This is a genomic window from Escherichia sp. TC-EC600-tetX4, from assembly GCF_019356055.1.
GTDB lineage: Bacteria > Pseudomonadota > Gammaproteobacteria > Enterobacterales > Enterobacteriaceae.
Genome location: NZ_CP079924.1, coordinates 4,026,964 through 4,051,945, shown reverse-complemented (window position 1 = coordinate 4,051,945; position 24,982 = coordinate 4,026,964). Strand labels below are relative to the sequence as shown.

Genomic DNA, 24,982 nt, shown 5'->3' with positions numbered 1-24,982 from the left:
TCAGTTTGCCAAACGGCGCTATTTTGTGTTGCAAAGACCCCGTAAGCGTGTATTTTTGTGAGCTGTTTCGCGTTATCACCGTGATATGACACTCACTTTAAACATAAAATTAACATTAGATCTAAATCTTAGTATTCATCCCGCGTATTGTTACCTAATATCGATGAGTCCCGATACAGATTCGTCGTATCATAGACTGACTAAAGGCCGTAGAGCCTGAACAACACAGACAGGTACAGGAAGAAAAAAACATGGTAGATCAGGTAAAAGTCGTTGCCGATGATCAGGCTCCGGCTGAACAGTCGCTACGGCGCAATCTCACAAACCGACATATTCAGCTTATTGCCATTGGCGGTGCCATTGGTACGGGGTTGTTTATGGGGTCTGGCAAAACGATTAGCCTTGCCGGGCCGTCGATCATTTTCGTTTATATGATCATTGGTTTTATGCTCTTTTTCGTGATGCGGGCAATGGGGGAATTGCTGCTTTCGAATCTGGAATACAAATCTTTTAGTGACTTCGCTTCCGATTTACTCGGGCCGTGGGCAGGATATTTCACCGGCTGGACTTACTGGTTCTGCTGGGTTGTAACCGGTATGGCAGACGTGGTGGCGATCACGGCTTATGCTCAGTTCTGGTTCCCCGATCTCTCCGACTGGGTCGCCTCGCTGGCGGTGATAGTGCTGCTGCTGACGCTCAATCTCGCCACCGTGAAAATGTTCGGTGAGATGGAGTTCTGGTTTGCGATGATCAAAATCGTCGCCATTGTGTCGCTGATTGTCGTCGGCCTGGTCATGGTGGCGATGCACTTTCAGTCACCGACTGGTGTGGAAGCGTCATTCGCGCATTTGTGGAATGACGGCGGCTGGTTCCCGAAAGGTTTAAGTGGCTTCTTTGCCGGATTCCAGATAGCGGTTTTCGCTTTCGTGGGGATTGAGCTGGTAGGTACAACAGCTGCGGAAACCAAAGATTCAGAGAAATCACTGCCACGCGCGATTAACTCCATTCCGATCCGTATCATTATGTTCTACGTCTTCGCGCTGATTGTGATTATGTCCGTGACGCCGTGGAGTTCGGTAGTCCCGGAGAAAAGCCCGTTTGTTGAACTGTTCGTGTTGGTAGGGCTGCCTGCTGCCGCAAGCGTGATCAACTTTGTGGTGCTGACCTCTGCGGCGTCTTCCGCTAACAGCGGCGTCTTCTCTACCAGCCGTATGCTGTTTGGTCTGGCGCAGGAAGGTGTGGCACCGAAAGCGTTCGCTAAACTTTCTAAGCGCGCAGTACCCGCGAAAGGGCTGACGTTCTCGTGTATCTGTCTGCTCGGCGGCGTGGTGATGTTGTATGTGAATCCTAGTGTGATTGGCGCGTTCACGATGATTACAACCGTTTCCGCGATTCTGTTTATGTTCGTCTGGACGATTATCCTTTGCTCGTACCTTGTGTATCGCAAACAGCGTCCTCATCTACATGAGAAGTCGATCTACAAGATGCCGCTCGGCAAGCTGATGTGCTGGGTATGTATGGCGTTCTTTGTGTTCGTGGTCGTGTTGCTGACACTGGAAGATGACACTCGCCAGGCGCTGCTGGTTACCCCGCTGTGGTTTATCGCGTTGGGGTTGGGCTGGCTGTTTATTGGTAAGAAGCGGGCTGCTGAACTGCGGAAATAACCGCATTATCATGCTGGATGGCGCAATGCCATCCAGCTTTTAGATCACTCACCCGCCAGCGCGCGTGGGAACAGTACATTGTTTTCCAGACTGATGTGATCCATCAGGTCATCAATCAGTTCATTAATGCCGTTATACATCGCTTTCCAGGTGGTGCAGGCTTCTGGCGGCGGTGTGACGTTATTGGTGGTGTGTTTAATCACTTCCAGCAGTTCGCCCGCTTCATCGTGCTCGCTTTCCATTACGCTGATTGGCCCCATTGCCTGGCTGCCCATGCCTTGTTTGATCATCGGGAAGAGGATCTGCTCTTCTTTCATCATGTGGCTGGAAAGCTCTTCATGCAGCATGGTCAGGTATTTTGTCAGCCCTTTTGGCACGCTCGGTTTGTCGGCGTGAACGCGCTCGACTTTAGTCGCTTGCAGAATCAGCTCCGGCAGTTGCTCGCGGTGACGATCGTGGTAGCGCACGATGATATGGTCGATGATTTCTGCCAGCGGGGCGCTACGCCAGTCTTTCTCAATCGGTTGTTCAGCGAGCTTTGCCAGTTCAGCTTCAATGACCTCAACATCCAGTTCTTTACGTGCCGCCGCGCGCGCCAGCGTCTGCTTACCGCCACAGCAGTAATCCATATCATATTTACGAAACAGAGCTGAAGCGCGAGGAATAGAGAGCGCCAGTTCACCTAAAGGTTGGTCGCGATAAGCCATAGCTGATACCTCATTCTTAATAAGATAAGATGTATTTTAAATGCATCTTTAAGGCAAAAGCTATAACCCTTACGTAGCAGAGGCTTATTTAACTCACTGCCAGCGTGTCAACTTTCTGAGACAGATTCAGTTAAAGGTTTTTCTGGTTTTGCTCTGACCGCGATGACCACGCCAATCACTAACAGCGCGATACCGCTCAGCGTCATTAGCGGCGGCATTTGCTGGCGGAGTAAAAAGGTGTACAGCAAACCTGCCAGCGTTTCGAAAACAATCAGCGGCCCGAGAATCACTGTCGGTAATAGCTGGCTGGCGACGTTCCAGCAGAGTGCGCCAACCCATGAGCAAAGCACGGCTATCGCAACCATCAGACTAATAAACACCAGCGGACGGGGGCCAAAGGGTAGGGAGAAGTCCGGCGTTTGCGTATTCAGCCAGTAACAAGCGACGAGATAGCCGATAAGTGAAACCGGCAGTGTGACCAGCGCCTGCGCTGTTGCCCACATCATCGGATGTTTGTCGGGATTTTCCCGCAGCCAGCGGGCGTTGCGCAGGGCATACCACGCCCAGCAGACCACGGAAACTAACGCCAGCACGATGCCAGAGGTATAACGTGCCCAGTCAAAATCGGGGAGTCCGTGGTTTAACTCAGCAATATTCACACACGCCAGGCCGATGCCAATACAAATCAGTGCTGGGGCGAGTTTTCCCCACGCGAGTTTGCCGTCGCGCTGGCTATAAAGCAGATTGGCAAAGACAGGAATGACCACCGGCAGGGTGCCGATAATCATCGTGGAAACAGGCGCGCCAGTACGTTGAATGGCACTGGCAAGGCAGAAGTAATAGATGAGGTTGCCCATCATAGTGAGCATCAAGGCGGTAAGCCAGTCGCGACGCGCCAACTGACGCAGACGCACGCGTCCCAGCCAGGCAATGGGCAGCGCAATTAACCCTAACGCCAGATAACGCCCCATCGACTGCAACATCGCCGGGTATTCCGGCACGATCAACGGCCCGACAAAAATAAGCCCCCACATCAACCCTGCTAACAGGGCGTACAGCACGCCGCTAATCATTACTGGCATCCATTGATCTGTCAGAAGAAAGTTCAGGAAGCAGACATGATTGCTCCCGGCATCCCGTCATTATCAGAGAGGATGCGGGAGGATGCCACTTTAATTAACTAGTTATTAACATTAAAAAGATGGCTTACGCTTTCGGCTAACGTTGTCGTTGGGTGGCCAATCAATTTGCTAAGTGTTTTGCTGTCATCAAACAGACCGCCTTTCGATGCGCCAACGTCAGAATCCGCCAGCATATCCGCCAGTCCGTCGGGCAGTCCGACGCTTTTCAGTGCCGCGGCGAAATCGGCTTCGCTCAGATTTTGATAGGTAACCTGTTTGCCGCTCTGTTTGGTCAGCTCTGCCGCTAACTGTGTCAACGTCCAGGCACTATCGCCCGCCAGTTCGTAAACCTTGCCTTCGTGACCGGCTTCGCTAATCACGCGTGCCGCAGCTGCCGCATAATCTGCCCGCGTTGCTGAGGCGATTTTGCCATCGCCCGCCGCACCGATAAATACGCCGTGTTCCAGTGCTGCCGGGGCGCTGGCGAGGTAGTTTTCGCTGTACCAGCCGTTGCGCAGCAGGGTGTAAACGATGCCAGAATCAGCCAGCATTTTCTCCGTCTCGATGTGCTCATCGGCGAGGCCGAGCGGGGAGGTATCTGCATGTAGCAGGCTGGTATAAGCGATAAATTTCACGCCAGCCGCCTTTGCGGCATTAATAACATTACGATGCTGCGGGGCACGTTGACCCACTTCGCTGGAAGAGATCAGCAGTAGTTTTTCCACTCCCTGAAGTGCAGATGTCAGTGCGGCTTCATCGCCGTAGTCAGCCTGACGCACGGTAATGCCTTGTGCTGCCAGGGCTTGGGCTTTTGCCGGATTACGAACGATAGCCACTATTTGGCTGGCAGGAACCGTTTTCATCAAGGATTCAATAACATAGTGACCAAGTTGGCCAGTGGCACCAGTAATAGCGATCATGGGAAGTCTCCATCGTTTTGTCTTGTGTTTAAATACGCTAACACCTAAACTTACTTTTAGTAAGTACGTACAAAAAGGTAAGTATGAAATGAGTCAGGTTAGCCTGTCGCAACAACTGAAAGAGGGTAATCTCTTTGCGGAACAGTGCCCGTCGCGCGAGGTGTTGAAACACGTCACCAGCCGTTGGGGGGTGTTGATTCTGGTGGCGCTACGCGAAGGTACTCATCGCTTTAGCGACCTGCGGCGCAAAATCGGTGGGGTGAGTGAAAAGATGCTTGCGCAGTCGTTACAGGCGTTAGAACAGGATGGTTTTCTTAACCGTATCGCGTATCCGGTGGTGCCGCCGCATGTGGAATATAGCCTCACGCCGCTGGGCGAGCAGGTGAGCGAAAAGGTTGCTGCACTGGCGGACTGGATTGAGTTGAATTTGCCCGAGGTGTTGGCGGTGCGGGATGAACGTGCGGCATAACTGCCGGATGCGCTGAGCTTATCTGGTCTACGGTGCATGGCTTGTAGGGCGGATAAGATGCGCCAGCATCGCATCCGCCAATAAATGCCGGATGCGGTTGATGATTTATAGGCCGAAAAAGAAGTGTTTTACTTACTCAAATCCACCTGATAAATCGCAAACCCGATATCATCGGTCGCGACTTTATTCATCGGATACTGCCCTTTCTCTTTAATAAACGCTGCGGCTTTATCTGACGGAGAGGTTTCGAAACGGATATCCAGTTTCTTATCGCCAGCTATCGGTGCTAAACGCCAGTTGTTATCTGCCGCCGGGTGAATTTCCCCCGCACGTTTCGACTCATCAGCAATCCACGCTGCCAGCACCGAGCGGTTCTCATCCGGTGAAGCAAAAGCGATATGGCTGTCGCCCGTACCGGCAAATTTGCCGCCGTAAGCGCGATAGTTATTGGTGGCAACCAGGAACATGGCGTTCGGATCAATCGGCTTGCCATTAAAGGTCAGGTTCTTAATCCTTTCCGCATTGGCATTAATCATCTGGCACTCGCCGTCATAACGGGCGGGCTGGGTAACATCAATCTGATAATTCACACCATCAATAACATCAAAGTTATAAGTGCGGAAACCATCCCAGTTGATGAGTGACTGTGGTTTCGTGCTGTTGGGATCAATCTGGTTAAACTGTCCCGCGGAGCACTCCAGCCACTCTTTCACCTCTTTACCGCTGGCTTTCACCACAATCAGCGTATTGGGATAGAGATAAAGATCGGCGGCATTACGGAAGGTCAACTGGCCTTTTTCCACCTCCACATAGCTTGCCGGGTCATTTTTGCGACCACCGACTTTAAACGGTGCGGCAGCTGAAAGCACCGGCAGTTTTGCCAGATCCGGATCGCCCTGAATGTAATGCTCGACATACGCTTTTTGCGCGTTGTTCACCACCTGCACGGTCGGATCGTCCTGCACCAGCGCCAGATAGCTATACATATTGTCGGCAGATTTACCGATTGGCTTGCTGACGAACTGGCGTGTGGCATCGTGATCGGCTTTGAGTGTTTCTACCAGCTTGCTGTCTTCCGCCGCGAGGGATTTTTTATTAGCGATGTCGTAAATCGGTCGTGCTTCCGCTTTCGCCTGCGTCACCTGCCATTTACCGCTGTCATTACTGAGTTGTAAGTCGACCACACCAAGATGATCGCCCCACATGCCTGGCATTACCGCCGGAACACCATTCAGCGTGCCTTTGGCGATATCAGCCCCTTCGATATCAGCAAAATCTTTACCTGGGAAAACGGCGTGAGCATGGCCAAACATAATGGCGTTAACGCCCGGAATTTCACTGAGGTAATAAACTGAGTTTTCCGCCATCACTTTATACGGATCGGCAGATAGCCCGGAATGTGCCAGAACGACAACAACATCGGCACCTTTCTCGCGCATTTCAGGCACGTATTTGCGCACGGTTTCGGTAATATCATTCACCGTCACTTTCCCGGATAAATTAGCTTTATCCCAGCCCATGATTTGTGGTGGCACGACGCCAATATAGCCAATCTTCAGCGTCTGTTTTTTTCCGTCTTTATCGACCACTTCGGTGTCTTTAATTAAATACGGTGTAAACATTGGCTGTTTGGTTCTGGCGTCAATGACGTTGGCATTTACATAAGGGAATTTCGCTCCTGCCAGCGCATTTTTCAGGTAATCCAGACCGTAGTTAAACTCGTGGTTGCCAAGCGTTCCGACGGTATAGTCCAGCGTATTTAATGCCTTATAGACCGGGTGAATATCACCTGCTTTTAATCCTTTCGCCGACATGTAATCGGCCAGCGGACTCCCCTGAATCAAATCGCCGTTATCAACCAGTACGCTGTTTTTCACTTCATTGCGGGCATCGTTAATCAGGCTTGCCGTACGTACCAGTCCGAATTTTTCCGTGGCGGTGTCTTTGTAATAATCGAAATCCATCATGTTGCTATGCAGATCAGTGGTTTCCATGATACGCAGATCGACCGTCGCTGCATTCACACTGGCGGCAATCAGCGTGGCCAGGAGCGTTGCGCTAAACTTAATCATCAGGGACATCCTTTTATCATCGGGAATACGAAAGAAAAGGGAGAATAAACGTCTTACTTATAGAACAGTGAAGAATGCCACAATTTTACGCTTTGAAAATGATGACACTATCACAGTTGGCGCATTCATTAACGATAGGGTATAAGTAAAACAATAAGTTAACACCGCTCACAGAGACGAGGTGGAGAAATGTTAGATCAAGTATGCCAGCTTGCACGGAATGCAGGCGATGCCATTATGCAGGTCTACGACGGGACGAAACCGATGGACGTCGTCAGCAAAGCGGACAATTCTCCGGTAACGGCAGCGGATATTGCCGCTCACACCGTTATCATGGACGGTTTACGTACGCTGACACCGGATGTTCCGGTCCTTTCTGAAGAAGATCCTCCCGGTTGGGAAGTCCGTCAGCACTGGCAGCGTTACTGGCTGGTAGACCCGCTGGATGGTACTAAAGAGTTTATTAAACGTAATGGCGAATTCACCGTTAACATTGCGCTCATTGACCATGGCAAACCGATTTTAGGCGTGGTGTATGCGCCGGTAATGAACGTAATGTACAGCGCGGCAGAAGGCAAAGCGTGGAAAGAAGAGTGCGGTGTGCGCAAGCAGATTCAGGTCCGCGATGCGCGCCCGCCGCTGGTGGTGATCAGCCGTTCCCATGCGGATGCGGAGCTGAAAGAGTATCTGCAACAGCTTGGCGAACATCAGACCACGTCCATCGGCTCTTCGCTGAAATTCTGCCTGGTGGCGGAAGGACAGGCGCAGCTGTACCCGCGCTTCGGACCAACGAATATTTGGGACACCGCCGCTGGACATGCTGTAGCTGCAGCTGCCGGAGCGCACGTTCACGACTGGCAGGGTAAACCGCTGGATTACACTCCGCGTGAGTCGTTCCTGAATCCGGGGTTCAGAGTGTCTATTTACTAAATTCAGATGGCAGAAACAGTGTATTTCCTGATTCTGCCATCCTGATTTCTCCCAACCTAAAAAGTTATAAATAAAAAGAGATTGTATTTAAAGTGCAAAAATTCAATTGCTAATAAGTTACATTTTAATAATGAGCGTTTTTTGATAGTTTACTTCTATAGTGAGATATTTAATGGCGACATAAAGTAACCAAATAAAATAAGGTTGTCATATGTTACCCAGGATCAGACACAATAATTTTATTGGTGCGGTGGAGTTATTTGTAAAGTCTTCGTATACAAAAACACATTCAAACAATTTTTTTAACAACATCCATCATGCATTTAAGAAAAAAGATTGGATTTCGAATTATGATAGCCTGTTAACTTTGAGGGAGTTCTTTCGTTGCGCAACTTAGATTGATAAAAGTGGTTATCAGGTGCTTTCATCAAAAAATGAAACTGTTCACGCCATGGATAAGTTTCTTATCAGTTTCAGCCTTAAAGATAACGGTGCCGAATATACAATGACATTGCGAGGTAGTGGATTTGAATACGAAGAAATACCCATAACAATAAATGAATATAACTCATTCATGGATTTCAAAAACCGTGAATTTCCGTTAGAACAAAACAGACGATTGTATGCCTGGGATATTCTACAGAAAAAACAGTCTGACATACCGAAAAGGATTAAAGGTTATATTCACCAGGCGATTGGTGACGTGTCTTTAGGTTATGCCTTATTGGAGGATATAGTAAGCAAATTAAAACGGGGTAAATTTGAACTCCAAATACCAGGAGGTGGAATTAAAGAATGCGATGGATGGTATATTTACGAAAAAATAATTGATGATAATTTTGCCATAGTCATAGAATCTTTGGGCTTTGCGCTTAAAATCTATGGAGGGGATGAACGTTTTCGTAATGGTTCCTCTGTTGTTTTGGAGGATGAAGATTACTCTCTTATTTATAATTTTCTGGTTAATGCAGGTTGCCAACAAGTCGAATTAGCCGAACAAGTGGATGCGATAGTAAGTGCGAATCTGGCCGCAGATAGCGATATTACCAAAGAAAAGATTTGCGAGAAATATAAATCGACCATTGAGGCGTTTAAAAAAGAGCAACTAGCGTTACCAGTATTAGTTCGGCGTAAGAACTCAGAGACTTAATTCCCCTATCCCATAGATAACGATAGGGGAAAATTATTTTTGCAGAATTTATGTTATTGCCATTATTTGAGCAACTTTTGCAGCAGGTCCATCACTTGCTGCACCTCTTCCGGTGTGAGCGCCCCGTCTTTGGCCCATTGCACGCGACCATCCTTATCCAGCACCACTACAGCGGAACTTTCTTCATCCAGCTGCCAGGCACCGAGCGCGACGCCATTGCTATCGACAATAAACTGCGACCAGGGATAAAGCTTTTTATTACTCTCCAGACTGCTGCGCACAAACATCCCTGAACCCGGAATCGCGTCGTCGGTGTTAACAATGGTGGTGGTCTGGTAACGATCGTGCGGTAACTTCGCTGATTTAATCGCTTCAATCAGCGTCGCGTTTTTCTCTTTTGCAGAGGTGCGACCAGCAATATGTTGCAGTACTCGCACTTTTCCCACTAACTGCGCGCTGTTCCAGGTTTTGTAGCTAAACTGATCTTTATCAAGCACCAACTCGCCCCGATCGGTAATGCCAATCGGCGGCACTCGCTGACCGGTTTCGAACTGATGTGCGGAAGCCATCATCGGCAACAGCAGGCAGGTGAGTGCCAGAATCTTGCGTAGGGTCATGGTGTTTCCTTCTTATGATATGCAGGTGATCCGACCACTTGGGTCTGAGTTTTAATCATATGTGCTATTTATCGAATTTCCCGCAAGTGTGATGCCAGTTTGCGGTCAAGCGCACAAATCATATGAAAAATGAATGCTTATACTGAAGACCGCGCTTCGGTAAAAAGATAATTCTGAATAATTGTAACCTTTAGGTAAAAAAAGTTATACGCGGTGGAAACATTGCCCGGATAGTCTATAGTCACTAAGCATTAAAATTTGCGCCTCATAATAGTTGGGCCGATTGTGGCACCGCACAGGCGTAATACTCAGCAGAAGATAACAATGAAAATTTTCCAACGGTACAACCCACTTCAGGTGGCGAAGTACGTAAAGATCCTGTTCCGTGGACGGTTATACATCAAGGACGTTGGCGCTTTTGAATTCGATAAGGGTAAGATTCTTATCCCAAAAGTGAAGGATAAGCTGCATTTGTCAGTGATGTCCGAAGTTAACCGTCAGGTTATGCGTCTGCAAACAGAGATGGCTTAACCAAAGTGCTATGCAGTAAAAAGTGCTATGCAGTAATAAGACGGCTCCTGATTCAGGAGCCGTTGATGTTTCTGGGGGTTACGCGACGCTTTCTTCTTTATCTTTAGCGTCAGGCAGTTTTGGCGAAAGGGCGGTGGCCTTGCTGTCGATCCGGGTCACCAGCAGCTGGTCGATGCGGTAGTTATCGATATCCACCACTTCAAATTTGTAGCCGGCGAATTTCACCGAATCGGTGCGTTTCGGGATCTTACGCAGCATAAACATCATAAAGCCGCCGATGGTTTCGTAGTTGCCCGACTGCGGGAACTCGTCAATATCCAGCACGCGCATGACGTCGTCAATTGGGGTGCCGCCGTCAATCAGCCATGAGTTCTCATCACGGGCGACAATCTGCTCTTCCAGCCCCTGACCGACCAGATCGCCCATCAGCGTGGTCATCACGTCATTGAGGGTGATGATCCCCACCACCAGCGCGTACTCGTTCATGATCACCGCGAAGTCTTCACCTGCGGTTTTAAAACTTTCCAACGCCTCTGAAAGGGTTAACGTATCCGGCACAATCAGCGTGTTGCGAATTTGTACGCCGCTGTTCAGTGCCAGGCTTTGGTTAGCCAGCACGCGGTTCAGCAGGTCTTTAGAATCGACATAACCGATGATGTGGTCAATATCTTCATTACAGACGAGGAACTTAGAGTGCGGATGTTCCGCCACCTTATTCTTCAGGCTTTGCTCATCTTCGTGGAGATCAAACCAAATCACGTTTTCACGCGGTGTCATTGAAGACGGAACGGTACGGGATTCCAGCTCAAAGACGTTTTCAATCAGCTCGTGTTCCTGTTTACGTAACACGCCCGCCAGCGCACCGGCTTCCACTACCGCGTAGATGTCATCAGAAGTGATGTCATCTTTACGTACCATTGGCAGTTTGAAAATACGGAAGATTATGTTCGCCAGGCCGTTGAAGAACCACACCAACGGGGTGCAAACGTACAGGCAGAAGCGCATCGGGTTGATGATACGCAAAGCCACAGCTTCTGGCGCAATCATACCGATGCGTTTCGGGGTTAAATCCGCAAACAGGATAAACATGCCAGTCACTAACGAGAAAGAGAGAATAAAGCTCAGTTGCTCAGAGAGCTCTGCCGACATATAGCGGGAGAACAGGCTGTGAAAAGCTGGAGAAAATGCCGCATCACCGACGATACCGCCGAGAATCGCCACTGCGTTCAGACCGATTTGGACCACGGTAAAGAACATGCCGGGATTTTCCTGCATATTCAGAACGCGTTGGGCATTTATATTGCCTTCATCAGCCAGCAGTTTAAGTTTGATTTTGCGTGAGGCGGCAAGCGAGATCTCGGACATCGAGAAGAACGCACTTACAGCGATCAAGCAGAGTATGACTAAAATACTGTTTAACATATCTTATCCGACCTTTCAGGCCAGATCCTCGGAAGGGGAAGTTGATTAATTTGTGTGAAATACACATTGAAAGCCGATTCGAAGAAAGTGAACCGGCATTTTCAGTGGCTAGTATAGCGTAAGGTACTGTAAAGCCGCCAGAGGGTTAAAATTCAGACAGCTGAAAAATGCAAAACTGCCTGATACGCTATGCCGATCAGGCCTACGCAGTCCTTGCAATATATTGAATTTGGACGATTTTGTAGGCCTGGTAAGTCGTTTACGCCGCATCAGGCATAGACAAAGAGCACTTTATCAACAAACTACATTTGTACCCGTAACGCTATGCTTCCGGCGGCAGACAGACGCCAATTCCGCCAATTCCACAGTAACCATACGGGTTTTTATGCAGATATTGCTGGTGGTCATCTTCGGCATAATAAAACGGTGTGGCGTTAGCGATTTCCGTGGTGATGTGACGATCGTCATCGGCGGCAAGCATCGCCGCCTGAAAACGTTCCAGACTGGCGCGAGCTGCGGCATCCTGTTCTGGGGTCAGCGGATAAATCGCTGAACGATACTGCGTGCCGTGGTCATTGCCCTGACGCATTCCCTGGGCGGGATCGTGATTCTCCCAAAATACCTGTAGCAACTGCTCATAGCTGATGACGGAAGGATCGTAAACAATGCGTACCGCTTCGGCATGACCCGTATCACCGGAGCACACTTCCCGATAAGTCGGATTTGGCGTATAGCCGCCGGTATAGCCTGCGGCGGTGCTGTAAACGCCGGGTAACTGCCAGAACAGACGCTCCACACCCCAGAAACAACCCATCGCAAAAATGGCAATCTCCATTCCGTCAGGTACATTGGTCATTGAGTGACCGTTGACCGCATGCAGCGTGGCTACGGGCATCGGGGTGTTACGTCCAGGCAGGGCATCGGCGGGGGAAACCAGATGCTTTTTATCAAATAAACTCATGGTGTCGCTCTCCCGAAAATCGGTCATTGGGGTTAAGGTTGTAACAAGAGGCGTATTTGCACACAATAACCACCGTGAATAGGTCTAAAGTAAAACATAAGAAATATTTGGGGTTTAGTCTGCTTTTTAATCCATATTACTGGATTTTTGTTAAGCCGTTTAACGGCGTTCCAGGGGCAGGAAAAAAGGATATTCAGGAGAAAATGTGCGCTATATCCGACAGTTATGCTGTGTAAGCTTACTCTGCTTAAGCGGATCTGCCGTCGCCGCGAACGTCCGTCTACAGGTCGAGGGGTTATCGGGACAGCTGGAAAAGAACGTTCGTGCGCAGCTTTCTACGATTGAAAGTGATGAAGTGACGCCAGACCGTCGCTTTCGCGCACGCGTCGATGATGCCATCCGCGAAGGTCTGAAAGCGCTGGGTTATTACCAGCCGACCATTGAATTTGATCTCCGTCCACCGCCAAAGAAAGGGCGGCAGGTATTGATCGCCAAAGTCACGCCAGGCGTGCCGGTGTTAATTGGCGGCACCGATGTGGTATTGCGCGGCGGCGCGCGGACCGATAAAGACTATTTGAAATTGCTCGATACTCGCCCGGCTATTGGCACGGTACTGAACCAGGGCGATTATGAAAATTTCAAAAAGTCCTTAACCAGCATTGCGTTGCGTAAAGGTTATTTCGATAGCGAATTTACCAAAGCGCAGCTGGGCATTGCGCTCGGCCTGCATAAAGCCTTCTGGGATATTGATTATAACAGTGGCGAACGTTACCGCTTTGGGCATGTGACCTTTGAAGGATCACAAATCCGCGATGAATACCTGCAAAATCTGGTGCCGTTTAAAGAGGGCGATGAGTACGAATCGAAAGATCTGGCAGAACTGAACCGCCGACTTTCTGCTACCGGCTGGTTTAACTCGGTGGTGGTGGCTCCACAATTTGATAAAGCGCGCGAAACGAAAGTATTACCATTGACGGGCGTGGTTTCGCCGCGAACAGAAAACACCATCGAAACCGGGGTCGGTTACTCTACGGACGTGGGACCGCGCGTGAAAGCGACGTGGAAAAAGCCGTGGATGAACTCTTATGGTCACAGTCTGACCACCAGTACTAGTATTTCCGCGCCGGAACAGACCCTCGACTTCAGCTATAAAATGCCGCTGCTGAAGAATCCACTGGAACAATATTATTTGGTGCAGGGCGGTTTTAAGCGCACTGACCTGAACGATACCGAATCTGACTCCACTACGCTGGTGGCTTCTCGCTACTGGGATCTCTCCAGCGGCTGGCAGCGTGCCATTAACCTGCGCTGGAGTCTCGACCACTTTACTCAGGGTGAAATTACCAATACCACGATGCTGTTTTATCCTGGGGTGATGATTAGCCGCACGCGTTCTCGTGGTGGCCTGATGCCAACCTGGGGCGACTCGCAACGCTACTCTATCGACTACTCCAACACGGCCTGGGGTTCAGATGTCGATTTCTCCGTTTTCCAGGCGCAGAACGTCTGGATCCGCACACTGTACGATCGCCATCGTTTTGTTACACGCGGCACGCTGGGCTGGATTGAAACCGGTGATTTCGACAAAGTACCGCCGGATCTGCGTTTCTTCGCCGGGGGCGACCGCAGTATTCGTGGCTACAAATACAAATCTATCGCTCCGAAATACGCCAACGGTGACCTGAAAGGGGCCTCGAAGTTGATAACCGGATCGCTGGAATACCAGTACAACGTGACCGGAAAATGGTGGGGCGCGGTGTTTGTCGATAGTGGCGAAGCGGTAAGCGATATTCGCCGCAGCGACTTTAAAACCGGTACCGGGGTCGGCGTGCGCTGGGAATCGCCGGTCGGGCCAATCAAACTCGATTTTGCCGTACCGGTCGCGGATAAAGACGAACACGGGTTACAGTTTTACATCGGTCTGGGGCCAGAATTATGAGTTTATGGAAAAAAATCAGCCTCGGCGTGGTTATCGTTATCTTACTGTTGCTGGGATCGGTGGCGTTTCTGGTGGGCACCACCAGCGGCCTGCATCTGGTATTTAAAGCGGCGGATCGCTGGGTGCCAGGACTGGATATTGGCAAGGTCACCGGCGGCTGGCGCGATCTCACCTTGTCTGACGTTCGTTATGAGCAGCCAGGCGTGGCGGTAAAAGCGGGCAATCTGCATCTGGCTGTCGGGCTTGAGTGCCTGTGGAACAGCAGTGTTTGTATTAATGATCTGGCGCTGAAAGACATTCAGGTCAACATCGACAGTAAAAAAATGCCTCCTTCTGAACAGGTTGAAGAAGAGGAAGATAGCGGTCCGCTGGATCTCTCCACGCCGTATCCCATCACCCTGACACGGGTGGCACTGGACAACGTCAACATTAAGATTGATGACACCACGGTATCGGTGATGGACTTCACCTCCGGCCTGAACTGGCAGGAGAAAACCCTGACCCTGAAACCGACGTCGCTGAAAGGCCTGCTGATTGCTCTGCCGAAAGTGGCGGAAGTGGCGCAGGAAGAAGTGGTCGAACCGAAAATTGAAAATCCGCAGCCGGATGAAAAGCCGCTCGGCGAAACGCTGAAAGATCTCTTTTCTCGCCCGGTATTGCCGGAAATGACCGACGTGCATTTGCCGCTTAACCTGAACATTGAAGAGTTTAAGGGCGAGCAGCTGCGCGTGACGGGCGACACGGACATCACCGTGAGCACCATGCTGCTGAAAGTGAGCAGCATTGACGGCAATACTAAACTGGACGCCCTGGATATCGATTCCAGTCAAGGGATCGTCAACGCCAGCGGCACGGCGCAGCTGTCAGACAACTGGCCGGTGGACATCACTCTCAACAGTACACTGAACGTGGAGCCGTTGAAAGGTGAAAAAGTGAAGCTGAAAATGGGCGGCGCGCTGCGCGAACAGCTGGAGATTGGCGTTAATCTTTCCGGTCCGGTGGATATGGATTTACGCGCCCAGACGCGACTGGCGGAAGCCGGATTGCCGCTCAACGTGGAAGTGAACAGCAAACAGCTTTACTGGCCGTTCACTGGTGAGAAGCAGTATCAGGCGGATGATCTGAAACTGAAACTTACCGGCAAAATGACCGATTACACGCTCTCTATGCGTACGGCAGTGAAGGGACAGGAGATCCCGTCCGCGACTATTACCCTCGACGCCAAAGGTAATGAACAGCAGGTCAATCTCGACAAACTCACCGTCGCGGCGCTGGAAGGGAAAACTGAACTCAAGGCGTTGCTCGACTGGCAACAGGCCATTAGTTGGCGCGGTGAGCTAACGCTTAACGGCATTAACACCGCCAAAGAGTTCCCGGACTGGCCGTCGAAACTCAATGGCTTGATTAAAACCCGCGGTAGCCTGTACGGCGGCACCTGGCAGATGGACGTGCCGGAGTTGAAGCTGACCGGTAACGTTAAACAGAACAAAGTGAACGTTGACGGCACGCTGAAAGGCAACAGTTATATGCAGTGGATGATCCCAGGGCTTCATCTGGAACTCGGGCCAAACAGTGCCGAAGTGAAAGGCGAGCTGGGGGTAAAAGATCTCAATCTTGATGCCACCATCAACGCGCCGGGGCTGGATAACGCGCTGCCGGGGCTTGGCGGTACAGCGAAAGGGCTGGTGAAAGTACGCGGCACGGTGGAAGCGCCACAACTACTGGCAGATATCACCGCGCGCGGCCTGCGCTGGCAGGAACTTTCCGTGGCGCAGGTTCGCGTGGAAGGCGATATCAAATCCACCGATTAGATCGCCGGGAAACTCGACGTACGCGTTGAGCAAATTTCGCAGCCGGATGTAAATATCAACCTCGTCACCCTGAATGCCAAAGGCAGCGAAAAGCAGCACGAGCTACAGTTGCGGATTCAGGGGGAGCCTGTCTCCGGGCAGCTTAATCTGGCAGGAAGTTTTGATCGCAAAGAAGAACGCTGGAAGGGAACTCTTAGCAATACCCGCTTCCAGACGCCGGTTGGCCCGTGGTCGCTGACCCGCGATATTGCGCTGGATTACCGCAATAAGGAGCAAAAAATCAGCATCGGGCCACACTGCTGGCTTAACCCGAATGCGGAACTGTGCGTGCCGCAAACTATCGATGCGGGGGCCGAAGGGCGTGCGGTGGTGAATCTCAACCGCTTCGACCTCGCCATGCTGAAACCGTTTATGCCAGAAACCACTCAGGCCAGCGGTATCTTCACGGGTAAAGCGGACGTTGCCTGGGACACCACGAAAGAGGGGCTGCCGCAGGGCAGTATCACCCTTTCGGGGCGTAACGTGCAGGTAACGCAAACCGTCAACGATGCGGCGTTGCCCGTGGCGTTTCAGACACTGAATCTGACGGCGGAATTGCGTAACAACCGTGCCGAATTGGGCTGGACCATCCGCCTGACCAATAACGGCCAGTTTGATGGACAGGTGCAGGTGACCGATCCGCAAGGCCGCCGTAATCTTGGTGGCAACGTCAATATCCGTAACTTCAACCTTGCGATGATAAACCCCATCTTTACCCGTGGGGAAAAAGCAGCGGGGATGGTGAGTGCCAACTTGCGTCTGGGTGGTGATGTGCAAAGCCCGCAGTTGTTTGGTCAGCTTCAGGTTACGGGTGTGGATATCGATGGCAACTTTATGCCGTTTGATATGCAACCGAGCCAGCTTGCGGTCAACTTTAACGGTATGCGCTCGACGCTTGCCGGTACAGTACGGACCCAGCAGGGTGAAATCTACCTGAACGGTGATGCCGACTGGAGCCAAATTGAAAACTGGCGGGCGCGGGTAACGGCGAAAGGCAGTAAAGTGCGGATCACCGTGCCGCCGATGGTACGAATGGATGTATCGCCAGATGTTGTATTCGAGGCTACACCAAACCTGTTTACCCTCGATGGTCGCGTGGATGTCCCTTGGGCGCGCATCGTGGTGCACGATCTGCCGGAAAGCGCAGTAGGCGTCTCCAGCGATGTGGTGATGCTTAACGATAACCTGCAACCGGAAGAGCCGAAAACGGCGTCGATTCCGATTAACAGTAACCTGATTGTCCACGTTGGCAACAATGTGCGCATTGACGCCTTTGGCCTGAAAGCGCGGCTGACGGGCGATCTCAATGTCGTTCAGGACAAACAAGGGCTGGGTCTGAACGGGCAGATCAACATCCCTGAAGGGCGCTTCCATGCCTATGGTCAGGATCTGATTGTGCGTAAAGGTGAGTTACTGTTCTCTGGTCCGCCAGATCAACCGTATCTTAATATTGAAGCTATTCGTAACCCGGATGCTACAGAAGACGACGTAATCGCCGGAGTTCGCGTCACTGGTCTGGCGGACGAACCGAAAGCGGAGATCTTCTCTGACCCGGCGATGTCGCAACAAGCTGCCTTGTCTTATTTGCTACGTGGACAAGGGCTGGAGAGCGATCAGAGCGACAGTGCGGCAATGACCTCGATGCTGATTGGTTTGGGGGTTGCGCAAAGTGGCCAGATTGTGGGTAAAATCGGCGAGACGTTTGGCGTAAGCAATTTAGCGCTCGACACCCAGGGAGTAGGCGACTCCTCCCAGGTAGTGGTCAGCGGCTATGTATTGCCAGGTCTGCAAGTGAAATACGGCGTGGGTATATTTGACTCTATAGCAACACTCACGTTACGTTATCGCCTGATGCCTAAGCTATATCTGGAAGCCGTGTCTGGTGTAGACCAGGCACTGGATTTGCTCTATCAGTTCGAGTTTTAGCAATGCGAATATTTGTCTACGGCAGTTTACGCCACAAACAAGGCAACAGTCACTGGATGACCAATGCCCAGTTACTGGGCGATTTCAGTATCGATAACTACCAGTTGTATAGCCTGGGCCACTATCCAGGCGCAGTTCCGGGGAACGGAACGGTACACGGTGAAGTTTATCGTATTGACAACGCCACGCTGGCCGAACTTGATGCCTTGCGCACCAGGGGCGGTGAATACGCGCGCCAGTTGATTCAGACGCCGTACGGGAGTGCATGGATGTACGTTTATCAACGACCCGTCGATGGATTAAAGCTAATTGAAAGCGGCGACTGGTTAGACAGGGATAAGTAACCATATGCATACGCCACCTTCGGGTGGCGTTGTTTTTTGCGAGACGACTCGCATTCTGTTTTGTAATTTCCTCACCTTTTGCTTTTCTCTCCGAGCCGCTTTCCATATCTATTAACGCATAAAAAACTCTGCTGGCATTCACAAATGCGCAGGGGTAAAACGTTTCCTGTAGCACCGTGAGTTATACTTTGTATAACTTAAGGAGGTGCAGATGCGTATTACCATAAAAAGATGGGGGAACAGTGCAGGTATGGTCATTCCCAATATCGTAATGAAAGAACTTAACTTACAGCCGGGGCAGAGCGTGGAGGCGCAAGTGAGCAACAATCAACTGATTCTGACACCCATCTCCAGGCGCTACTCGCTTGATGAACTGCTGGCACAGTGTGACATGAACGCCGCGGAACTTAGCGAGCAGGATGTCTGGGGTAAATCCACCCCTGCGGGTGACGAAATATGGTAAAGAAAAGTGAATTTGAACGGGGAGACATTGTGCTGGTTGGCTTTGATCCAGCAAGCGGCCATGAACAGCAAGGTGCTGGTCGACCTGCGCTTGTGCTCTCCGTTCAAGCCTTTAATCAACTGGGAATGACGCTGGTGGCCCCCATTACGCAGGGCGGAAATTTTGCCCGTTATGCCGGATTTAGCGTTCCTTTACATTGCGAAGAAGGCGATGTGCACGGCGTGGTGCTGGTGAATCAGGTGCGGATGATGGATCTACACGCCCGGCTGGCAAAGCGTATTGGTCTGGCTGCGGATGAGGTGGTGGAAGAGGCGTTATTACGCTTGCAGGCGGTGGTGGAATAAGGTGTGTTTATTTATCGCGGGCATAAAAAAACCCTTACTAACCGAAGCCCGGCGTTCAGGGTTATTACGCCAGAAGAACTTATTTATTCTTTGCGCGCTCGAAGGAGGCAACGATTTCAGCTTTAGCGGCTTCTGCGTTTTCCCAACCTTCAACTTTCACCCACTTGCCTTTTTCGAGGTCTTTGTAGTGCTCGAAGAAGTGAGCGATTTGCGCTTTCAGCAGTTCAGGCAGATCGTTAACGTCTTTAATGTGATCGTATTCTTTGCTCAGCTTGCTGTGCGGAACCGCAACCAGTTTCGCATCTTCACCGGCTTCGTCGGTCATTTTCAGAACGCCAACCGGACGGCAACGGATCACAGAACCCGGCTGCAGCGGGTACGGAGTTGGGACCAGTACGTCAACCGGGTCACCGTCCAGAGACAGGGTGTGGTTGATGTAACCGTAGTTGCATGGATAGAACATCGCGGTGGACATGAAGCGGTCAACGAACAGTGCGCCGCTCTCTTTGTCGATTTCGTATTTGATCGGATCTGCGTTAGCCGGGATCTCAATAACAACGTAGATGTCTTCCGGCAGATCTTTACCCGCAGGGACGTTGAGTAAGCTCATGTCTGTTTCCTTTAAAAATATGTGGCAAACAAGTGCCGAGTATTATAGCCAACTCGCGCCGAATGTCTTCGCTTGTTTTCGTCTTCATTTTCCTTTTTCACCAGTTTTAAGACGGTATACAGAGCAGGAAAATCCATAACCGTAGCCGCATTTTTCATAGTGAGATGAAAGCGATTACAAACTTGTGATTAACGTTTTATTTACTTTTTTGAAGTGTGATGTAACGCAATCTGTTACATAACGAATTGTCTATAGTTTTTTCGCGAACATCTTTTAACCAATAATAACTACCCCGACGAGGACAACCCTATGTGGAAACGCTTACTTATAGTCTCTGCAGTCTCGGCAGCCATGTCGTCTATGGCGTTGGCCGCTCCATTAACCGTTGGATTTTCGCAGGTCGGATCGGAATCAGGCTGGCGTGCCGCAGAAACCAATGTGGCGAAAAGTGAAGCCGAAAAGCGCGGAATCACGTTGAAAATTGCCGATGGTCAGCAAAAGCAGGAAAACCAGATTAAAGCGGTACGTTCCTTCGTTGCACAAGGGGTGGATGCGATCTTTATCGCTCCGGTGGTCGCGACAGGTTGGGAACCGGTATTAAAAGAGGCGAAAGATGCCGAAATCCCGGTATTCTTGCTCGATCGTTCCATTGATGTGAAAGACAAATCTCTCTATATGACCACCGTCACTGCCGACAACATCCTCGAAGGCAAGTTGATTGGTGACTGGCTGGTAAAAGAAGTGAATGGCAAACCATGCAACGTGGTGGAGCTGCAGGGCACCGTTGGGGCCAGCGTCGCCATTGACCGTAAGAAAGGCTTTGCCGAAGCCATTAAGAATGCGCCAAATATCAAAATCATCCGCTCGCAGTCAGGTGACTTCACCCGCAGTAAAGGCAAAGAAGTCATGGAGAGCTTTATCAAAGCGGAAAACAACGGCAAAAACATCTGCATGGTTTACGCCCATAACGACGACATGGTGATTGGTGCAATTCAGGCAATTAAAGAAGCGGGCCTGAAACCGGGCAAAGATATCCTCACGGGTTCCATTGACGGTGTACCGGACATCTACAAAGCGATGATGGATGGCGAAGCGAACGCCAGTGTTGAACTGACGCCGAATATGGCAGGTCCCGCCTTCGACGCGCTGGAGAAATACAAAAAAGACGGCACCATGCCTGAAAAGCTGACGTTAACCAAATCCACCCTTTACCTGCCTGATACCGCAAAAGAAGAATTAGAGAAGAAGAAAAATATGGGGTATTGAGGGTTGCTATGCCTGATGCCGATTCGTAGGCCGGATAAGGCGCTCGCGCCGCATCCGGCGATGGTGCACTGAAGCCTGATGCGACGCTTACCGCGTCTTATCATGCCTACTGGGAGCACGCTTTACACCGGGGGAAACCATGACGACCGACCAACACCAGGAGATCCTCCGCACCGAAGGATTAAGTAAATTTTTCCCCGGCGTCAAAGCGTTAGACAACGTTGATTTCAGCCTGCGCCGTGGCGAAATCATGGCGCTGCTCGGTGAAAACGGGGCGGGAAAATCAACGCTAATCAAAGCATTAACTGGTGTATACCACGCCGATCGCGGCACCATCTGGCTGGAAGGCCAGGCTATCTCACCGAAAAATACCGCCCACGCGCAACAACTCGGCATTGGCACCGTCTATCAGGAAGTCAACCTGCTACCCAATATGTCGGTCGCTGATAATCTATTTATAGGCCGCGAACCCAAACGCTTCGGCCTTCTACGCCGCAAAGAGATGGAAAAGCGCGCCACCGAACTGATGGCATCTTACGGTTTCTCCCTCGACGTGCGCGAACCGCTCAACCGCTTTTCAGTCGCGATGCAGCAAATCGTCGCTATTTGTCGGGCTATCGATCTCTCTGCCAAAGTGCTGATCCTCGATGAACCCACCGCCAGTCTCGACACCCAGGAAGTGGAGTTACTGTTTGACCTGATGCGTCAGTTGCGCGATCGCGGCGTCAGCCTGATTTTTGTCACTCACTTTCTCGATCAGGTCTATCAGGTCAGCGATCGGATCACCGTCTTACGCAACGGCAGTTTCGTAGGCTGTCGGGAAACGTGCGAGCTACCGCAGATCGAACTGGTAAAAATGATGCTGGGGCGCGAGCTGGATACCCACGCGCTACAGCGTGCCGGGCGAACATTGTTGAGCGACAAACCCGTTGCCGCGTTCAAAAATTACGGCAAAAAAGGAACGATCGCACCGTTTGATCTCGAAGTACGCCCCGGCGAGATCGTCGGTCTGGCTGGATTGCTGGGATCAGGACGTACCGAAACCGCCGAAGTGATCTTCGGTATCAAACCTGCTGACAGCGGCACGGCGTTGATCAAAGGCAAACCGCAAAACCTGCGATCGCCACATCAGGCTTCGGTACTGGGCATTGGCTTCTGCCCGGAAGACAGGAAAACCGATGGCATCATCGCTGCCGCCTCGGTGCGGGAAAATATCATCCTCGCTCTCCAGGCCCAGCGCGGCTGGCTACGTCCCATTTCCCGCAAAGAACAGCAAGAGATTGCCGAACGCTTTATCCGCCAGCTTGGCATTCGCACACCTTCAACTGAACAACCGATTGAATTTCTCTCCGGCGGCAATCAGCAAAAAGTGTTGCTTTCACGTTGGCTACTGACCCGACCGCAATTTCTGATCCTCGATGAGCCAACCCGCGGCATTGATGTTGGTGCCCACGCCGAGATCATCCGCCTGATTGAAACGCTATGCGCCGATGGTCTGGCGCTGCTGGTGATCTCCTCCGAACTGGAAGAGCTGGTGGGCTATGCCGATCGGGTGATTATCATGCGCGATCGCAAACAGGTGGCGGAGATCCCGCTGGCAGAGCTTTCCGTTCCGGCGATCATGAACGCCATTGCGGCGTAAGGAGAACAGTGTGATGCCTCAATCTCTTCCGGACACCACTACGCCAAAAAGGCGCTTTCGCTGGCCGACGGGGATGCCGCAGCTGGTAGCACTATTGCTGGTGCTGCTGGTCGATAGCCTGGTAGCCCCGCATTTCTGGCAGGTGGTGCTTCAGGATGGGCGTTTGTTCGGTAGCCCCATAGACATTCTTAACCGTGCAGCTCCCGTTGCGTTACTGGCGATTGGCATGACGCTGGTGATCGCCACCGGTGGGATTGATCTCTCCGTAGGGGCGGTGATGGCTATCGCCGGAGCCACAACGGCTGCGATGACGGTCGCGGGATTCAGCCTGCCGATTGTTTTGTTAAGCGCCCTGGGCACCGGCATCCTGGCGGGATTGTGGAACGGCATACTGGTAGCGATCCTCAAAATTCAGCCGTTTGTCGCCACTCTGATCCTGATGGTCGCCGGGCGCGGCGTGGCGCAACTGATCACCGCCGGGCAGATCGTCACGTTTAACTCGCCGGATCTCTCATGGTTCGGCAGTGGATCGCTGTTGTTCCTGCCAACGCCGGTCATTATCGCGGTGCTGACGCTTATCCTGTTCTGGCTGTTGACCCGCAAAACGGCGCTGGGGATGTTTATCGAAGCCGTTGGTATCAACATTCGGGCGGCAAAAAATGCCGGGGTAAACACGCGAATCATCGTCATGCTCACTTATGTGTTGAGCGGGCTGTGTGCGGCGATTGCGGGCATTATCGTGGCGGCGGATATTCGCGGTGCCGATGCCAACAACGCTGGGTTATGGCTGGAGCTGGACGCCATTCTCGCGGTGGTGATTGGCGGCGGATCGCTGATGGGCGGGCGCTTTAACCTGCTACTTTCGGTGGTGGGGGCGCTGATTATTCAGGGGATGAACACCGGAATTTTGCTTTCGGGCTTTCCGCCAGAGATGAACCAGGTGGTGAAAGCGGTGGTGGTGCTTTGCGTGCTGATTGTTCAGTCGCAACGCTTTATCAGTCTGATTAAAGGAGTACGTAGCCGTGATAAAACGTAATTTGCCACTGATGATCACCATCGGCGTCTTTGTGTTGGGTTATCTTTACTGCCTGACCCAGTTTCCCGGTTTTGCTTCCACAAGAGTGATCTGCAATATCCTGACCGATAATGCCTTTCTTGGGATCATTGCCGTTGGCATGACCTTTGTGATCCTCTCAGGTGGGATCGATCTCTCCGTCGGTTCGGTGATCGCCTTTACTGGCGTGTTTCTGGCAAAAGTGATTGGCGATTTCGGCCTCTCGCCGCTGCTGGCGTTTCCGCTAGTGCTGGTGATGGGCTGTGCCTTCGGCGCATTTATGGGGCTTCTGATCGACGCCCTGAAGATCCCGGCATTTATCATTACGCTTGCGGGGATGTTCTTTTTGCGCGGCGTCAGCTATCTCGTTTCGGAAGAGTCGATTCCGATAAACCATCCCATTTATGACACGCTCTCAAGCCTTGCGTGGAAAATCCCTGGCGGCGGTCGCTTAAGTGCGATGGGACTGCTGATGTTGGCGGTGGTGGTTATCGGCATATTCCTCGCGCATCGTACCCGTTTTGGTAATCAGGTATACGCCATTGGCGGCAACGCAACGTCGGCGAATCTGATGGGGATTTCCACTCGCAGCACCACTATTCGCATTTATATGCTCTCCACCGGACTGGCAACGCTGGCGGGGATTGTCTTCTCGATTTATACCCAGGCCGGATATGCGCTGGCGGGCGTAGGTGTGGAACTGGATGCTATCGCCTCAGTGGTAATTGGCGGTACGCTTTTGAGCGGTGGCGTTGGAACGGTATTAGGGACGCTTTTTGGCGTGGCGATTCAGGGACTGATTCAGACTTACATAAACTTTGATGGCACGCTGAGTTCCTGGTGGACGAAAATCGCCATCGGTATTTTGTTGTTTATTTTTATAGCATTACAGCGTGGATTAACGGTGCTGTGGGAGAATCGTCAGAGTTCGCCAGTGACAAGAGTCAACATTGCGCAGCAATAAAAACGCCTCTCCGTGT

The 24,982-nt window shown here is 51.3% G+C and carries 20 protein-coding genes and 2 pseudogenes; 14 read left to right on the top strand and 8 right to left on the bottom strand.

Annotated elements, in window-relative coordinates:
- Positions 1 to 251: 251 nt before the first annotated feature.
- Positions 252 to 1,664, top strand: a complete 1,413-nt coding sequence (cycA, locus tag KXD89_RS19690) for a D-serine/D-alanine/glycine transporter (RefSeq protein ID WP_001698810.1) — start codon at positions 252 to 254, stop codon at positions 1,662 to 1,664.
- 44 nt (positions 1,665 to 1,708) lie between these two features.
- Here the strand turns inward: cycA and ytfE are convergent, their stop codons facing one another.
- From ytfE to qorB, 3 genes are all read right to left on the bottom strand, one after another.
- Positions 1,709 to 2,371, bottom strand: a complete 663-nt coding sequence (gene ytfE / locus KXD89_RS19685) for an iron-sulfur cluster repair protein YtfE (RefSeq protein ID WP_000331456.1) — start codon at positions 2,369 to 2,371, stop codon at positions 1,709 to 1,711.
- Positions 2,372 to 2,478: 107 nt separating this feature from the next.
- The gene (locus KXD89_RS19680) at positions 2,479 to 3,444 is read right to left on the bottom strand and encodes a DMT family transporter (RefSeq protein ID WP_001350569.1); all 966 of its coding nucleotides are present in this window, start codon (positions 3,442 to 3,444) and stop codon (positions 2,479 to 2,481) included.
- Positions 3,445 to 3,551: 107 nt separating this feature from the next.
- On the bottom strand, positions 3,552 to 4,412 hold the full coding sequence (gene qorB / locus KXD89_RS19675) for an NAD(P)H:quinone oxidoreductase (protein ID WP_000560561.1): 861 nt from the start codon (positions 4,410 to 4,412) through the stop codon (positions 3,552 to 3,554).
- A gap of 88 nt (positions 4,413 to 4,500) precedes the next feature.
- On the opposite strand from qorB, the gene KXD89_RS19670 reads away from it, so the two are divergent.
- Positions 4,501 to 4,881 (top strand): helix-turn-helix domain-containing protein, encoded by a 381-nt coding sequence (locus KXD89_RS19670; protein WP_000084622.1) that lies wholly within the window; start codon positions 4,501 to 4,503, stop codon positions 4,879 to 4,881.
- A 128-nt stretch (positions 4,882 to 5,009) separates the two neighbouring features.
- Here KXD89_RS19670 and cpdB read toward each other — a convergent pair whose 3' ends face one another.
- On the bottom strand, positions 5,010 to 6,953 hold the full coding sequence (gene cpdB / locus KXD89_RS19665; RefSeq protein ID WP_000589431.1) for a 2',3'-cyclic-nucleotide 2'-phosphodiesterase: 1,944 nt from the start codon (positions 6,951 to 6,953) through the stop codon (positions 5,010 to 5,012).
- A 189-nt stretch (positions 6,954 to 7,142) separates the two neighbouring features.
- Here cpdB and cysQ point away from each other — a divergent pair, with 189 nt between their 5' ends.
- Both cysQ and ytfI read left to right on the top strand, forming a co-directional pair.
- Entirely contained in the window at positions 7,143 to 7,883 is a 741-nt protein-coding gene (gene cysQ, locus KXD89_RS19660) for a 3'(2'),5'-bisphosphate nucleotidase CysQ (protein ID WP_000886919.1), read from the top strand.
- Positions 7,884 to 8,094: 211 nt separating this feature from the next.
- Positions 8,095 to 9,033, top strand: a pseudogene (gene ytfI / locus KXD89_RS19655) (protein YtfI).
- A 62-nt stretch (positions 9,034 to 9,095) separates the two neighbouring features.
- Here the strand turns inward: ytfI and KXD89_RS19650 are convergent.
- Positions 9,096 to 9,650, bottom strand: coding sequence for a YtfJ family protein (locus KXD89_RS19650; RefSeq protein ID WP_000175279.1), 555 nt, complete (start codon positions 9,648 to 9,650; stop codon positions 9,096 to 9,098).
- Positions 9,651 to 9,974: 324 nt separating this feature from the next.
- On the opposite strand from KXD89_RS19650, the gene KXD89_RS19645 reads away from it, so the two are divergent.
- Positions 9,975 to 10,181: a DUF1107 domain-containing protein gene (locus KXD89_RS19645; RefSeq protein WP_000689228.1), complete on the top strand. Its 207-nt coding sequence runs from the start codon at positions 9,975 to 9,977 to the stop codon at positions 10,179 to 10,181.
- A gap of 78 nt (positions 10,182 to 10,259) precedes the next feature.
- Here KXD89_RS19645 and KXD89_RS19640 read toward each other — a convergent pair whose 3' ends face one another.
- Together KXD89_RS19640 and msrA are read right to left on the bottom strand one after the other, a co-directional pair.
- Positions 10,260 to 11,603: a hemolysin family protein gene (locus KXD89_RS19640; RefSeq protein ID WP_000935036.1), complete on the bottom strand. Its 1,344-nt coding sequence runs from the start codon at positions 11,601 to 11,603 to the stop codon at positions 10,260 to 10,262.
- A 322-nt stretch (positions 11,604 to 11,925) separates the two neighbouring features.
- Complete coding sequence (gene msrA, locus KXD89_RS19635) at positions 11,926 to 12,564, bottom strand: peptide-methionine (S)-S-oxide reductase MsrA (RefSeq protein ID WP_001295196.1); 639 nt, start codon at positions 12,562 to 12,564, stop codon at positions 11,926 to 11,928.
- A gap of 205 nt (positions 12,565 to 12,769) precedes the next feature.
- Here msrA and tamA point away from each other — a divergent pair, with 205 nt between their 5' ends.
- The 5 genes and pseudogenes from tamA to chpB all read left to right on the top strand — a co-directional run bounded on the left by tamA (position 12,770) and on the right by chpB (position 19,430).
- A complete protein-coding gene (gene tamA, locus KXD89_RS19630; RefSeq protein WP_001269327.1) occupies positions 12,770 to 14,503 on the top strand; it encodes an autotransporter assembly complex protein TamA in 1,734 nt (577 codons plus the stop codon).
- Positions 14,500 to 18,279 (top strand): annotated as a pseudogene (tamB, locus tag KXD89_RS19625) (autotransporter assembly complex protein TamB). The gene tamA and the pseudogene tamB overlap by 4 nt, the downstream one beginning before the upstream one ends.
- A gap of 2 nt (positions 18,280 to 18,281) precedes the next feature.
- Entirely contained in the window at positions 18,282 to 18,623 is a 342-nt protein-coding gene (locus tag KXD89_RS19620; RefSeq protein ID WP_001219160.1) for a gamma-glutamylcyclotransferase, read from the top strand.
- A 211-nt stretch (positions 18,624 to 18,834) separates the two neighbouring features.
- Positions 18,835 to 19,086: a type II toxin-antitoxin system antitoxin ChpS gene (chpS, locus tag KXD89_RS19615; protein ID WP_001223208.1), complete on the top strand. Its 252-nt coding sequence runs from the start codon at positions 18,835 to 18,837 to the stop codon at positions 19,084 to 19,086.
- The gene (gene chpB / locus KXD89_RS19610; RefSeq protein ID WP_000239577.1) at positions 19,080 to 19,430 is read left to right on the top strand and encodes an endoribonuclease toxin ChpB; all 351 of its coding nucleotides are present in this window, start codon (positions 19,080 to 19,082) and stop codon (positions 19,428 to 19,430) included. The genes chpS and chpB overlap by 7 nt, the downstream gene beginning before the upstream one ends.
- 79 nt (positions 19,431 to 19,509) lie before the next feature.
- On the opposite strand, the gene ppa is transcribed toward chpB, so the two are convergent.
- Positions 19,510 to 20,040: an inorganic diphosphatase gene (gene ppa, locus KXD89_RS19605; RefSeq protein ID WP_000055075.1), complete on the bottom strand. Its 531-nt coding sequence runs from the start codon at positions 20,038 to 20,040 to the stop codon at positions 19,510 to 19,512.
- Positions 20,041 to 20,349: 309 nt separating this feature from the next.
- On the opposite strand from ppa, the gene ytfQ reads away from it, so the two are divergent.
- The 4 genes from ytfQ (at position 20,350) to yjfF (ending at position 24,966) form a co-directional block, all read left to right on the top strand.
- Positions 20,350 to 21,306, top strand: a complete 957-nt coding sequence (ytfQ, locus tag KXD89_RS19600; protein WP_000265913.1) for a galactofuranose ABC transporter substrate-binding protein YtfQ — start codon at positions 20,350 to 20,352, stop codon at positions 21,304 to 21,306.
- Positions 21,307 to 21,445: 139 nt separating this feature from the next.
- Positions 21,446 to 22,948 carry a galactofuranose ABC transporter, ATP-binding protein YtfR gene (gene ytfR / locus KXD89_RS19595; RefSeq protein WP_000205805.1) on the top strand — a complete coding sequence of 501 codons (1,503 nt, stop codon included), beginning with the start codon at positions 21,446 to 21,448 and terminating at the stop codon, positions 22,946 to 22,948.
- Between the two features lie 13 nt (positions 22,949 to 22,961).
- A complete protein-coding gene (gene ytfT / locus KXD89_RS19590; RefSeq protein ID WP_001313531.1) occupies positions 22,962 to 23,984 on the top strand; it encodes a galactofuranose ABC transporter, ATP-binding protein YtfT in 1,023 nt (340 codons plus the stop codon).
- On the top strand, positions 23,971 to 24,966 hold the full coding sequence (gene yjfF, locus KXD89_RS19585; protein WP_000596014.1) for a galactofuranose ABC transporter, permease protein YjfF: 996 nt from the start codon (positions 23,971 to 23,973) through the stop codon (positions 24,964 to 24,966). Before ytfT ends, yjfF begins: the two co-directional genes overlap by 14 nt.
- The last annotated feature ends 16 nt before the right edge of the window (positions 24,967 to 24,982 follow it).